Below are 12,844 nucleotides of genomic sequence, written 5' to 3' on the forward strand. Positions count from 1 at the left end.
GAGAGTTAGGATGAGCCCATGCCGACCACGAAGACACTGCGCGAGGGGTCCACGCCGAAGCGGGCCGCCATCCTCTCGGCCGCCCGGGAACTGTTCCTCGCCGACGGGTTCGACCGGTCCAGCGTCGACGCGGTCGCCGCCCGGGCCGAGGTGTCCAAGCGGACGGTCTACGACTACTTCGGCGACAAGAAGACGCTGCTGCAAGCAGTCGTCGACGCCGTCGGCCAGTCACTGATCACCACGATCCGGCGCACCCTCGACGACACCCTCACCGACGTCACCGAGGACGCCGACCTCGAGGACGCCCTGGTCGCGTTCTCGATGCGCATCGCGACCGACATGCTCGGCTCGGCGGAGTACGCGACGCTGCAGCGTCTGGTCCGGGCGGAATCCGGCCACCTGCCGCACCGGGGCTACAACTCCATGGCCGACACCCCCGACGAGGCGATCGCCGAGCGCTTCGCCGCCTTCGCCGCGGCCGGACTGCTCCACGTCCCCGACCCCCGGCTCGCGGCCGACCAGTTCATCGCACTGACCTTCGGCGTCGCACTGGACAGGCTCGGTTCCGCGAACGCCGCGGAGGACTCGCGCGTCCGTCCCCTCGTCATCGAGGGAGTGCGAACCTTCCTCCGGGCCTACCGGGCCACGTAGGGCGCAGGAGTGGACGCGTCGCGCCAGAGGAGACACCCCGGCGGCCGGGCGGGCCGAACGCTGCAGCTGCCGATCGTGCGCCTTCGGCCGTGCTCCACTTGGCGGTCATCCTCGCCTGACTCGCCTGAGCACGCCAGCGGCATGACTGCGGAAGCTACAGACCCAAGCCCGCTGCTTCCACGGGCTTTTCACGGGCCTGCCGAAACTAGGCGGAGTGCGGATCGTCGGCGAACATGTCCGCCGCGTCCCCTGGGTGCCGCCAAAGGCCGCTGACGATTCACGCGACCTGCCGGCCTCACTCGGCAGGGGTCCAGGGCCCGTCCGGCGTGGTGCTCGTACCGCCGCACGCCCAGCAGTCGAATTCCTCCGGGAGCCTGTACGTGGCCCCCCAGAATCCGGTCTGCTCGCCGTACAGCACGTTGTCCTCGCCGCACCACCCGCACTCGAACAAGAAGTTCACGACCATCCCCCCTGCACGCGCCTTCGGGCGCTCGGTGCACGATCAGACTGCCGCCAGGGCCGCGCGGCGACAACAGGCCGTTGAGACAAGCGCGAGCAGGAGTCCCTGCTCACCGAGCAGGGACTCCGTTTGCCTCAACGCCCCAAGCCGCTCGGGCACCCACGCGCCGACTTGCCCGTCGTGCGCTGCCGAGCCCCCGCCAAGTCACCTCCGCCCGTGCCTACTTGGATTCCACTCGCCCGAACGCGTCAGGGCCGGTGGTCAGTGCGTGCTGCGCCTGTTGCCACGCGTCGTCGTCCGGGTGGAACTGCGTGCGGAGGTAGGCCGCGGTGAGGCGTGCGAGCGCGGTGACTCGCTCGGGGTTCTCGTCCGTGGTCTCGGCGGCGTCGTACCCGCTGATCCCGCCGAGACCGTGCTCCGCGTCGACCAGGGTGAGCAGCGTCTTGGGGCCGGGAGCGAGGTGGTACGGGTCGGCGTGCCAGTCCGGGCCCATCTCCGTGAAGTGCCGGGAGTCGTCCTTGTCCCCGGCGACGACCAGCGTGGGCGTGGCCATCGCGGAGAAGTCGATGGTCCGGAAGACCGGCACCCGCTCGGCCATGACCCCGGTCAGGATGTCGCCTCCCCTGCCGGGGGCGGCCAGCAGCACGCCCTGCTTGATCCGGGGCTCGAAGAAGTCGGCCTCCTGTCCGTCGTCGGGGTCGGTGACCCGGGCGCCCAGCAGGAGGCCGACCGTGAAGCCGCCGAGCGAGTGTCCGGCCGCGGCGATGCTGTCGTGGTCGATGCGCCCGGCGAGTTGCGGCACGGCATTCTCGATCACGTCGAGCCGGTCGATGATGTGGGTCATGTCCTCCGCACGTGAGCGCCAGAACATGGGCGCTCCGGGGGTGTCCGCATGCAGGTGGCTGAGCGTCTTGGAGCTGAGGTGGGTGGGCTGGATGACGACGAAGCCGTGCTCGGCCCAGAGGTTGGCGAGCGGGGCGTAGCCGTTGAGCGAGGAGAGGTGGTTCGAGTTGCCGTGTCCGTGGGAGAGGAGGATGACCGGCAGGTCGGTTCCGGTCGCGGGTGCGGTGACACGGATCTGAAGGTCAACGGGGCGTCCAGGCACGGACAGCACCACTGGGCTGAACGAGAGCACGGGGGCGGGTGGGCCAAGGGTGTCGGTCGTCGTGGATGTCGATGCGCTCACGGTGCGTCTTTCCCTTCGGTTGTCCCTGCGCAGGCCTCTGCCGCCGATCGCATGGGGCGGGGCGCGTGAGGCAGGGAGGAAGGTCCGGCTTCGGCTAGACTGAAGCGGAACGTTGCTCCACTTACGATACGGAACACTGTTCCGCTTGACAAGCGGAACAGTGTTCCGGCTTGTCGGCGACTACAGGAAGGAGTGCGTGGTGCCCACCGAGGACCGGTCCGGAGAGGTGTCGGCCCCCAGCAAGCGGGCCGACGCGGTGCGCAACCAGCAGAAGCTGCTTGCCGCCGCGGCCGAGGTGTTCGTTACCTCCGGCGTCGATGCGCCGATCCGCGAGATCGCGGCCAAGGCGGGCGTCGGGATGGGGACGATCTACCGCCACTTCCCCACGCGGGCGGATCTCGTCGTCGCCGTCTTCCGCCACCAGGTCGAGGCGTGCGCCGAAGCCGGTCCGAGCCTGCTGGCCGCCGCGGACTCACCGCTCGCGGCACTGCGTCAGTGGATCGACGTCTTCGTCGATTTCCTGGTCACCAAGCACGGCCTGGCCAACACGGTGCAACCGGACAGCAGCGGCTTCGCCGCGCTCCACACCTACTTCCTCGACCGCTTGCTGCCCGTCGCCGAGCAGCTGCTCGACGCCGCTGTCGACGCAGGCGAGATCAGGCCCGGTACGCGGCCCTATGAACTGATGCGCGGGATCGGCAACCTCTGCATCGGACCCGACAGCGACCCCCGCTACGACCCCCGCCGACTGGTCGCACTTCTCCTACAGGGACTCCAGCAACCGCAGACACCTTGATGTCGACGGCCGGACGGGCCCCCGAGCGGACAACGGACGAGCCGACACCGCCAAGCCGTAAAGCCGCCACGCCGACGACGTTCCGTGCCACGAGCCCTATGCGCGGCGCCAGTTGAGCAGCAGTACGTCGACCGCGGCGTGCAGAGTCGCCGCTGCCACCCCGTCGCGCAGCTGCGTGGAGAGGCCGAGGAGGAAGCCGTGGACCATGGTGGTCACCCCCTCGACGTCGACGTCGGCATCGAGTTCACCCGCGGTGATGCCCCGCTCCACGCAGGCCCTGATGCGCACTCGGTCCGCCGCACGCCGCGCCGCGACGGTCGCGCGCACTCCGGCATGCTCCTCCCCCGGTGCCCGCATCGTGCCGGACAGGGCGATGAGACAGCCGGTGGGGTGGGACGCGTCGGCCTGCATGTCGATCGAGCGGTGCAGCAGGCCGGCCACGGCCTCGCGCGGGCTGATCGTTTCGTCCTCGATGACGTCGACGGCGCCGCCCGGCCCCTCCATGTAGTGCTCGACCACCTGCTTGAACAGCGCCTCCTTCGAGCCGAAGGCGCCGTACAGACTCGCGGATGACAGACCGGTGGCGGCTCGCAGCTGCGCCAGCGAGGTCGCTTCGTAACCCTGCTCCCAGAACAGCAGCATCGCAGCCTCTAGTACGGCCTCCATGTCGAAGGCGCGGGGACGGCCGGCTGGCGGCATAGGGACCTCCTGCGTCACAAGACGAGCGTTCGGGCATGGGGAGCACTCCCCCGCCTCCCATATTGGACCAACTGCTCCACAAAGCGCCAAGTGCCGAAGTGCTCGCACGCCGTCGACCCACAGTGACCCTGATCACTTATGGATCAATCGATCCGAAATAGCTTGACCTGCATGCCAAGCCAGGAAGAGTATTTCGGCATGAACGATCCAGAATCCAGCAAGGGCGACACGGGCGCCCGTTCCCCGCTGAGCCGCGCGATGACGCTGCTGCTGGCGGTCACCTGCGGCGCGGCCGTCGCGAACATCTATTACGCGCAGCCCTTGCTGCCCGTCGTCTCCAAAGCGCTCGGCGTCTCCGAGGGGGCGGGAGGTCTGATCGTCACCTCCTCGCAGATCGGGTACGCGCTCTCGCTGGCACTGCTGGTGCCCCTGGGTGACGTACTGGAGCGGCGCCGGCTGGTGAGCGGGCTGCTCGCCCTGAGCGCCGTCGCTCTCCTCGGTGCGGCGGCCTCCCCCTCGCTGGGTGCGCTGTACGCCTCGGTCGCGCTGGTCGGGGTGACCTCCGCCGTGGCGCAGATCGTGGTGCCCATGGCCGCCTCTCTGGCCGCCGACCACGAGCGCGGCGCGGTGGTGGGCACGGTCATGAGCGGTCTACTCATCGGCATCATGCTCGCGCGGACGGTTGCCGGGCTGCTGGCCGAATTCGGGGACTGGCGCCTGGTGTTCGTCTTCGCGGCGGGCGTCATGGTGGTGCTCGCGATCACCCTGCGCCTGGTTCTGCCTCTCGTACCGCCCACCGCGAGAACGCCCTATCCCCGGCTGCTGCACTCGGTGGTGACTCTGGTGCGCACCGAGTCGCTGCTGCGCAGGCGCATGGCTCTGGCCGCGGTCGGCATGGGCGCCTTCACGGTCCTGTGGACCGCATCGTCCTTCCTGCTGGCCGGCCCCGCCTACGGCTACGGTCCGGCGATCATCGGCCTGTTCGGGCTGGTCGGGGTCGTCGGGGCCGCCGCCGCGTCGGTGGCGGGCCGGCTGGCGGACCGCGGCCGCGGCCGCCAGGTGACGACCGGCGGGCTCATCGTGCTGACGGGCAGCTGGGGCGTGCTCGTCTTCGCCGGCCTGGGAGGCCCGCTCGGTCTGAGCGCGCTGATGGTCGGCATCGTGGCGCTCAACCTGGCACAGCAGGCACTGCTGATCAGCCACCAGAGCGTCCTGTACCGCCGCATCCCGCACGCACGCAGCCGGGTCACCACAGCACTCATGGTCTCCGCCTTCGCCGGCAGTACCGTCACGTCCGCACTGACGGCCGCGCTGTATCCGCTCGTGGGCTGGGCAGGGGTCTCCGCGCTGGGAGCGGTGATCGCGCTGATCGGCCTCGCGATCTGGTCCCTGGAACTGCTCCGCCCAAGCCCCGCGGAACCGCTCGCCGACCCGTCGGCGGACGAAGACCTCCACGCGGCCCGTGCCTCTGGCGCCCGCGCGGACCGCACCCACACCCACGCCGAGGAGACCGCTCATGCCTGAGATCCGCCGAGTGGCGATCCTGGACGACTACCAGCACACAGCGCACCGGTACGCCGCCTGGGATTCCCTGCCCGAAAGCGCCCACCTCACGTACTTCTTCGAGCACTTGGGCGGCCCCGAGGAAGTGATCGCCGCGCTGGAGCCGTTCGATGTGGTCGTAGCCATGCGCGAGCGCACCCCCTTCCCTGCCGAGGTGCTCGACAGGCTGCCGAACCTGCGCCTGCTGGTGACCACGGGCCCCGCCAACGCGGCCATCGACACGGCCGCTGCCGCGCGGCTCGGCATCGTGGTGTCCGGCACCCGCGCCGCGGGACTGACCTCGACGGCCGAACTGACATGGGGTCTCCTGCACGCCCTGACCCGCTCGCTCCCCGCCGAGGACCGCAACCTGCGCGACGGCGCTTGGCAGCGGACCGTGGGGCGTGACCTGCACGGCGCCCGCCTGGGCGTTGTCGGCCTTGGCGGCGTGGGCAGTCGCGTGGCCCAGGTCGGGGTCGCCTTCGGCATGGACGTCGTCGCCTGGAGCGCCCACCTCGATGCCGGGCACGCGAAAGCACTGGGCGTCACCCCCGTCAGCAAACGGGAACTGCTGACGACTTCGGACGTGGTGACGCTGCACGTGCGGCTCTCCCCACGCACCGTCGGCCTCATCGGTACCGACGAACTCGCCCTCATGCGGCCGGACGCGCTGCTGATCAACACCTCCCGGACGCCCGTCGTCGACCAGGAGGCACTGCTGGCCGCGCTGCACGCCGGAACGTTGGGCGGCGCAGCCCTGGACGTCCATGTCACCGAGCCACTGCCCACCGATTCACCATGGCGCAGCGCTCCGCGAACCGTCCTCACCCCGCACCTGGGCTACGTCACCGCCGACGCCTACGAGATCTTCTACGGCGACGCGCTCGGCGACATCCTCGCCTACGCCGCCGACGAACCGGTCCGCGTCCTCACGCCATGAGCGCACCACGCCCCACCCGCCCCACACACGAACAAGGAACGGGACCCACCATGACCACCAGCGAGCAGATCACCACCGCCCACCCGCAGCACGATCCCGCCGACGACTCGGGGGGCCGCCTGCCGCAGCTGTGGACGCGGACCCTGGGCGACCTCACCATCACCTACGTCCCCGACGCCGGCGTCCACATGATCCCCACCCGGGTCTACCCGAAATCCGCCGACGAGGACTGGACGGGCCACGGCCCCCACATCACGGACGCGGGTCACCTGGCCATGGGATGCGGCGCGCTGCTCGTCGAGCGTCGTGGGAAGCGCCTGCTCCTGGACGCGGGCCACGGCCGCATCTCGGGCGAAGACCCCGAACACTTCCAACACGGCTTCGATCACGTAAAGGCCCTCCCCGATCACCTGCGACGCCTGGGCGTCGACCCGGCCACGCTGGAGACGGTCGCCTTCACCCACCTGCACGACGACCACACGGGATGGGCCCGGCCGGACGCCGTCGACGACCCGCGCAGTCTGTTCCCCAACGCACGCTGGATCGTCGGGGAGGGAGAACTGCAGGGCCTGGACCCCGCCTCCGGCCCCCGGCTCGCCGGACAGAGCGAACGCACCACGGCCGTCGCCGACGGAACGGAGATAGCCGAGGGAGTACACGCCTGGGCGCTGCCCGGACACACCACCGGGCACACGGCCTGGATCCTCGACACCGGTGACGGCCGCCGGATCGTGGCCTTCGGCGACGCCATGCACTCCCCCGTCCAGATCCAGCACCCCGACTGGGAGGTCGTCCTCGACCACGACCGCGCCCAGGCCGAGCAATCACGCCGCCGACTCGTGGAGTTCATGGCCCAGGACGACGTCTTCGGCTTCGGTGTGCACTTCGCCGACCAGCAACTCGGCACCGTCGACGACACCGGCCGCTGGCGCCCTTGGGAGGACTGAGGCCTAGGCGCCCGAGGTGGGCCGCACCCAGAGGCAGAACGGGTGGCCCGCCGGGTCGTGCAGGACGCGTACATCCTCCTGGGGCTGGAAGTCGGCCAGGGTCGCTCCCAGCCCCAGGGCGAACTCGGCGGCTGACGCCAGATCGTCCACCTCGATGTCCAGATGCATCATGATCTGCTGCCCGGAAGGAGCGGAAGGCCACTGGGGACGTGTGAAGAACGGCTCTGTCTGGAACGACAGGCCGGTGCCACCGCCCGGCGGCGCGATCTCCACCCAGTCCGGTTCTTTCTTCGCCACCGGCCATCCCAGCAGGGCCTGGTAGAAACGCGCGAGCGCTCGGGCGCCCGGCGCGTCGACAGTCGTCGCGGTCAACGTGAAACGCGGTTGGGTCTTCATGGAGGACTGTTGCCCAGTTGGCTTCTGACGGCACATGCCCTCGGGCTCAGGGTCAGGCCACCGTGACGAAGCCGGGTCTGCTCTCGTCGGCGTCCGCGGTGAGTTGGGTGTGGAGTCCTGCGAGTCCCTTGGCCAGGGCGCGGCGGTCGGCCGGGGTCAGGGCGTTGATGGCGTGATGCAGGGTCTTCTCGCGCTGCTCGCGGATGCGTTGCAGGTGAACCTTGCCCTCGGGGGTCAGCCGCAGGGTGACTTCCCGTCCGCTGGCGGGAGACGGCAGCCGCTCCAGGAAGCCGATGGCTTGCAGGCGGTCGCACATGCGGGTGACGGAGGGAGGGGCCGTGGCGAGCCGTTTGCACAGAGTCCGCATGCGTATCCCCTCGTCGCGGTCGACGAGGTACATCAGGCGCAGTTGCGAGGTGGAGGCGGGGGCGGTGGTGGTGGATTCCCTGGCGTGTTCCCACATCACGTCGAGGAGTTCGACGATGTTGCTGGCGGACCGGGTGGCCTCGTGGGAGAACCGGCGTGAGGTGGACTCTGATGCTGGCATGTGCGCCCCGTCAGTGGGTCTGGCTCCCTCCCCGTACCTGGTCGGGGATGGAGTGGCGTCAGGTGGTGCGATCCGGTCCTGTGGGGCGGGCCGGTCTCGCTTCCCCGCTGGTCATCGGGGGTTCTGCCGTACTACTGCCGAGGGGGGAGTTCGCGGTGTCGGTGAGGGGCGCGGTGAGGTGGTCCAGGGTACCGGTGAGCCGCAGGAGCCGGTCCAGCTTGGCCGTGCGGTCGTCCAGATGGAGCCGGACGGCGGCGGCGCTGGTCTTGCGGTGGATCATCAGCAGGATCGAGAGACCCATGGAGTCGACGACATCGAGCCCCGCACAGTGCAGATGCAGATCGCGCAGGCGCGGGTGTTGCGCGATCTTGGTGGTGACGGCGTGCAGGAGGTGGTCGGCGTTGTCGTAGTCGAGGTCCCCGTGCACCTCTATGCGAACGGTGTCCTCGGTGTCGACGGTGGTCAGGCGCAGGGGGGAGGGGGGCGTCGTGGTCATGCGGAGTTCCCGGCGGTGGTGCGGTGGTGGGGGGTGAGGGCGTCGATGCCGTGTTCGAGGATGCGGGTGGCTCTGGGGAAATCCTTGAGTTCGCGGGCCAGGATGGCCAGGGCCGGCGGCAGGCTGTGGGCGGGCACGCCGCGCGCGGTGAGGATCTGGGAGGTCCAGGTGATGAACCAGGTGAACAGGTCCTCGTCGCCGAGGTACAGGGCGGTGGCGAGGAATTCGACGATGTGCGCGAGGTCTTCCGCGGTGCGTTCACGCTGCTGGTCGCTGTAGGTGCGCATGGCGGGGAAGGCGTCTTCGAGGGACGTGAAGACGGTGCGGACCAGGGACGTCGTGCTGCGCGACACCAGGGTGTATTCCTGGTCGTCCAGGTGGGGCAGGTCGTCGATGGGCTGGTGATCGGGCTGTGGGCGCGGCAGCGGCTGCCGGGCGAGCCGGTCGGCCGCGGCACGGGCGTCGGGGGCCCAGGCGTCGGCGCCCAGCAGGCGGGCGTAGCGGCCGTCGGGTCCGAAGGCGGCTCCGCCGGCGAGTACGGGTACGCCGATGGCCTGGCAGGCGGTGATCGCGGCGTGCGCGGTGGGCAGCCGGGCCGCGATCGAGCTGGAGAGGGCGACCGCGTCGGCGTCGGTGCGGTGCAGATGGGCTATGAGGTGGGCGGCGGGGACCTGCGCGCCGAGGTAATCGACGTGCCAGCCGCGCAGTTTGAGCACCTCGGCCAGCAGGCGTGCGGGCAGCGCATGCCATTCGCCGTCCACACAGGCCACCGTGATCCTGCCCCGGTCCGGGGTGGTGCGCGCCGCCGGATGCACGGACAGTGCCGCCACGGCCCGCTCGTTGATGGCGGTCGCGGCGTGCTCCTGGGCCACGCTGAGGCGGTTGGCGGCCCACTCCTCACCGACCTTGCCCTGCACCTGCGCGATCACATTCAGCAGCACGCTCTCCGGTGCGACGCCCTCGTCCAGAGCGCGCAGCACCACGCTGGTGGCCGCGTATTCGTCGGCCACGGCGACGGCGTCCCACAGTGCGTCGGCCAGATCCTGGACTGCTATGTCGGGCGGAGTTCGGTGTGGAGTACGGATGCTCATGCGGTGTACCTGCCCCGAGTGTGGCCGTCCACCGCACTGAGATGGTGGGTGCGGGGCGCGGAGATCACCACGACGGCCATGTCGTCGTGCCGGCCCTTGCCCACCCACTGGGAGGCGAGCATCTGGACGCGTTCCACGATGCTCTCGGACGGCATGCCCGCGCACTCGGTCAAGACGCGCTGGAGGCGCTGCTCCCCGAACTCGGCCCCGCCCATCGGTCCGCCCTTGGCTTCGGTGATCCCGTCGGTGTAGAGCACGCAGGACTCGCCGGGCGCGAGCGTGACGGCGGCGGTGTGGGCCCGGGCCTCGGGAATCGCCCCCACCAGCGTGCCGCGCGTCTCGGCCTCCTCCACCGCACCGCTGCTACGGATGATCAGCGGAGCGGGATGACCGGCGCTGGTCAGCCGCAGGCTCACCTCGTTGCCCTCCCGCATGGCAGAGGCCAGGACCAGCGTCGCGAACCGGGTGTGGTGGGAATTGACCAGAGCGGTGTTCAGCAAGCTGATCATCCGCTGGTGGTCGTCCGCCATGGGCAGCAGGGCATGCAGGGTGTTGCGGATCTTGCCGGTCAGCACGGCGGCTTCCAGCCCCTTGCCGCAGACGTCACCCAGCGCCACCAGGGACGCGTCGCCCTCGACGACGGCGGGGTGCACGTCGTAGAAGTCCCCGCCGATCCGTTCGTGGTCCTCCGACGGGCGGTAGCCGCCGGCGAAGTCCACCCCGGAGATCTGGTGCAGCGCGGGGGGAAGCAGCTCGCGCATCAGGACCTCGGTGATCGAGGTCTGCTCCGCGTACAGGCGTGCGGCCGACATGGCCGCCCCGGCGCGCGTGGCGAACAGCCGGGCGAAGACCTCCTCGCCATCGGTGAACGCCGCCGTGCTGGAGCTGCGCAGGAGGACCAGAGCGCCGGCCGCGACGCCGTGACCGGGCAGCGGGGTGATCACTATGGAGCCGACCGGCCCGAAGCCCTCGGGCACCATCCAGTCCGGTGCGACCGAGGGGTCGATCCATCGTGACGGCACCGGCGGGAAGCCGCGCAGGGCCTCGCCGAGACCGGGCACGTCGTCCGGGTCCGCCGACTCCTGGGAGCGGACGGGGCTGTGGCCGTGCAGGCAGGTCATCACCGGCAGCCGCTGCCCGCGCGAGGGCGCGATGACCAGCGCGGCGTCGGCGAGGTACTCCGCGGCCAGCTCCGCCGTCACGTCCATGCAGCGCTCCAGGTTCAAGGAGGAGAGCAGCAGGTTGGACGCTTTGGCCAGGAACTCGGTCCGCTCACGCTCCATGTGCAGGGCGTCCCGCACCAGCTGGTGGTCGGTGTCGTCGACCAGCCACCACACCACGGTGCCATCGCCCTGCGCGCTGGGGTGCGCCTCGAAACTGCGGTCGCCGATCACGCCCGAGACCGGTGTGCCCGCCGTTTGAGCAGGGGGCCGGCCGGGCACCCGCAGTGCGTCATGCGCAGCGGAGAGCCACTCGGGCACCACGTCCGTGAACGCGGTTCCGGGGCGGGCCCCGGGCAGGAGCAGGGCGGCCGCCTCGTTGCGCAGCAGGACGGCGCCCTTGGCGTCAGCGACGAGGACGGGGTAGGGCGCATGGCCCAGCGGAGAGCTGAGCGTGGAACTGGCGGCGGTCTGCGCTCGGGTAGCGACCAAAAACGGAGGACTCGCTGGGCGAATCCCTCACCTCATCAACTCGTAGAAACATTGCCTTTAGGCAACCATCCCCCAAGTCGCACCCTTCTGGCAACCGCCCCCCGCACCGGCGAAATACTCTGACTGTCCGACAGCACCGCTCCTGCCCAACGCCTTTCCCCGGCTTCCCCGGCACGCTGACCGGCTGCCCCGCGGCGCCGGCTTCAGGCCTGTGCAACGTCCTTGACGAACACGATCCCGTCGCTGTCCGCCAGGTGAGCCGGGTCCAGCGGGGCATAGCCGAACCAGGGAGATACGCGCTGTGCGGGCAGCGCGTCGCCAAGAGTGGCCGCCAGCCGCGGGGCGTCGATGACGCTGCGGTCCTCCGGGAGCGCGTACAAGAGCCCTTCGACGCTGTCCGGCGACGGGGCCTCCACTCCCTGGTGCCGGATCGTGCCCAGGGCCGTGGCCACGACGGCGTACTCCTCGCCGAGCCGGGCGCTCACCAGCGCACCGGCGCCCCACCACGACAGCGGCAGCCCGCCCATGCGCATCGTGCTCTTGTTCCGCTGGAGATGACTGTTGTGGGCGTGGATGAGGGCCGGGTCCCGTTCGGCGAGGGCCAGGAGGTTGTGGGCCATCATCTGGTCGCGCAGGCCCGCCAGTCGGGTCAGTCGGGCCGGTGAGGTGTCGGCCATCCAGTGGTGGTAGCGCAGCAGGCCGGTGGCGGTGCGTGCGTACAGACACGCCCGCTCCCAGCCGTCGCGCGACGTCGCCGTGCTCAGCTGGGGCCGCTGTGCTTCGAGCAGCGCCGCCAGTTCGTCGGCGAGCAGCCGCAGCCGAGCGGCCTCGGCCGACTGCCCCACGGACTGGGCCGGATCCATCATCGCGGCGGGGTCGGTCCACCGGTCGTCGGTGCCGAGCAGGCCGTCGAGTGTCTGCGCGGTGCAGGCGAGCAGGTCCGCGTCCACCCGGTCGGCGAGGTAGGCGTGGAGGGCGGTGAGGGCCTGCCGCGGGCTCGCCGCACCGGTCATCTCCAGCGGGCCGTCGAAACCGGCGAAGCGGACCTGCTCGGAGGCGGGCCGCCCCTGGTTGTGGGCCCGTATCCAGCGCACGAGCTCGCGGTTGGCCGCGGAGGCGCCCCAGCCGTGGCTGAAGCCGTGCTCCATGGCCTCGTCGATAGTGCCCGTACCCGAGGTGACGTAGTCGTCCACGACCAGGCCCATCATGCAGTCGCTCTCGATCGCGATCGCCCGGTAGCCCTCCTGCTCCACGAGTTGCCGGAAGAGGTCGTTGCGCAGCTCGAGCAGAGCGTCCTCGCCGTGAGTGGGCTCGCCCAGCGCGAGCAGCCTGGGTCGGGCCGCAAGCAGCCTCATGACGGCGGCAGCCTCGACGGCGTGGACGGTGTCCTGGATGTCAGTAGCCATGCCTTAAACGGTATCGTTGAACCCTCGGTTGAAAC

General features: G+C 70.4%; 14 protein-coding genes. 5 read left to right on the plus strand and 9 right to left on the minus strand.

What is annotated here, in order from left to right; all coding sequences use genetic code 11:
• The first annotated feature begins 18 nt into the window (after nt 1–18).
• Nucleotides 19–651: a TetR/AcrR family transcriptional regulator gene (locus ACIGXX_RS23590; RefSeq protein ID WP_399978427.1), complete on the plus strand. Its 633-nt coding sequence runs from the start codon at nt 19–21 to the stop codon at nt 649–651.
• Between the two features lie 295 nt (nt 652–946).
• Here the strand turns inward: ACIGXX_RS23590 and ACIGXX_RS23595 are convergent, their stop codons facing one another.
• Both ACIGXX_RS23595 and ACIGXX_RS23600 read right to left on the minus strand, forming a co-directional pair.
• Nucleotides 947–1,111, minus strand: coding sequence for a hypothetical protein (locus ACIGXX_RS23595; RefSeq protein ID WP_351168128.1), 165 nt, complete (start codon nt 1,109–1,111; stop codon nt 947–949).
• 220 nt (nt 1,112–1,331) lie between these two features.
• Nucleotides 1,332–2,297 carry an alpha/beta hydrolase family protein gene (locus ACIGXX_RS23600; RefSeq protein ID WP_399978432.1) on the minus strand — a complete coding sequence of 322 codons (966 nt, stop codon included), beginning with the start codon at nt 2,295–2,297 and terminating at the stop codon, nt 1,332–1,334.
• A gap of 199 nt (nt 2,298–2,496) precedes the next feature.
• On the opposite strand from ACIGXX_RS23600, the gene ACIGXX_RS23605 reads away from it, so the two are divergent.
• Nucleotides 2,497–3,093 carry a TetR/AcrR family transcriptional regulator gene (locus ACIGXX_RS23605; protein WP_351168132.1) on the plus strand — a complete coding sequence of 199 codons (597 nt, stop codon included), beginning with the start codon at nt 2,497–2,499 and terminating at the stop codon, nt 3,091–3,093.
• 96 nt (nt 3,094–3,189) lie between these two features.
• Here ACIGXX_RS23605 and ACIGXX_RS23610 read toward each other — a convergent pair whose 3' ends face one another.
• On the minus strand, nt 3,190–3,792 hold the full coding sequence (locus ACIGXX_RS23610; protein ID WP_399978435.1) for a TetR/AcrR family transcriptional regulator: 603 nt from the start codon (nt 3,790–3,792) through the stop codon (nt 3,190–3,192).
• A 198-nt stretch (nt 3,793–3,990) separates the two neighbouring features.
• Here ACIGXX_RS23610 and ACIGXX_RS23615 point away from each other — a divergent pair, with 198 nt between their 5' ends.
• The 3 genes from ACIGXX_RS23615 to ACIGXX_RS23625 are packed head-to-tail and all read left to right on the plus strand — an operon-like array spanning nt 3,991 to nt 7,221.
• Nucleotides 3,991–5,316: an MFS transporter gene (locus tag ACIGXX_RS23615; protein WP_366463084.1), complete on the plus strand. Its 1,326-nt coding sequence runs from the start codon at nt 3,991–3,993 to the stop codon at nt 5,314–5,316.
• Complete coding sequence (locus ACIGXX_RS23620) at nt 5,309–6,274, plus strand: D-2-hydroxyacid dehydrogenase family protein (protein ID WP_399978439.1); 966 nt, start codon at nt 5,309–5,311, stop codon at nt 6,272–6,274. The genes ACIGXX_RS23615 and ACIGXX_RS23620 overlap by 8 nt, the downstream gene beginning before the upstream one ends.
• Before the next feature lie 50 nt (nt 6,275–6,324).
• Nucleotides 6,325–7,221: an MBL fold metallo-hydrolase gene (locus ACIGXX_RS23625; RefSeq protein ID WP_351168140.1), complete on the plus strand. Its 897-nt coding sequence runs from the start codon at nt 6,325–6,327 to the stop codon at nt 7,219–7,221.
• 3 nt (nt 7,222–7,224) lie between these two features.
• Here the strand turns inward: ACIGXX_RS23625 and ACIGXX_RS23630 are convergent, their stop codons facing one another.
• From ACIGXX_RS23630 to ACIGXX_RS23655, 6 genes are all read right to left on the minus strand, one after another.
• Nucleotides 7,225–7,593 carry a VOC family protein gene (locus ACIGXX_RS23630; protein WP_399978442.1) on the minus strand — a complete coding sequence of 123 codons (369 nt, stop codon included), beginning with the start codon at nt 7,591–7,593 and terminating at the stop codon, nt 7,225–7,227.
• A gap of 76 nt (nt 7,594–7,669) precedes the next feature.
• Nucleotides 7,670–8,164, minus strand: a complete 495-nt coding sequence (locus ACIGXX_RS23635) for a MarR family transcriptional regulator (protein ID WP_361471289.1) — start codon at nt 8,162–8,164, stop codon at nt 7,670–7,672.
• 58 nt (nt 8,165–8,222) lie between these two features.
• On the minus strand, nt 8,223–8,660 hold the full coding sequence (locus ACIGXX_RS23640; RefSeq protein ID WP_383822096.1) for an STAS domain-containing protein: 438 nt from the start codon (nt 8,658–8,660) through the stop codon (nt 8,223–8,225).
• On the minus strand, nt 8,657–9,751 hold the full coding sequence (locus ACIGXX_RS23645; protein WP_351168148.1) for a cobalamin-dependent protein: 1,095 nt from the start codon (nt 9,749–9,751) through the stop codon (nt 8,657–8,659). The genes ACIGXX_RS23640 and ACIGXX_RS23645 overlap by 4 nt, the downstream gene beginning before the upstream one ends.
• Complete coding sequence (locus ACIGXX_RS23650; protein ID WP_351168281.1) at nt 9,748–11,352, minus strand: SpoIIE family protein phosphatase; 1,605 nt, start codon at nt 11,350–11,352, stop codon at nt 9,748–9,750. Before ACIGXX_RS23650 ends, ACIGXX_RS23645 begins: the two co-directional genes overlap by 4 nt.
• A 254-nt stretch (nt 11,353–11,606) precedes the next feature.
• Nucleotides 11,607–12,809 (minus strand): erythromycin esterase family protein, encoded by a 1,203-nt coding sequence (locus ACIGXX_RS23655; RefSeq protein WP_399978448.1) that lies wholly within the window; start codon nt 12,807–12,809, stop codon nt 11,607–11,609.
• Nucleotides 12,810–12,844 lie beyond the last annotated feature (35 nt).

Source organism: Streptomyces sp. NPDC055243, from assembly GCF_044544025.1.
Classification (GTDB): domain Bacteria; phylum Actinomycetota; class Actinomycetes; order Streptomycetales; family Streptomycetaceae; genus Streptomyces.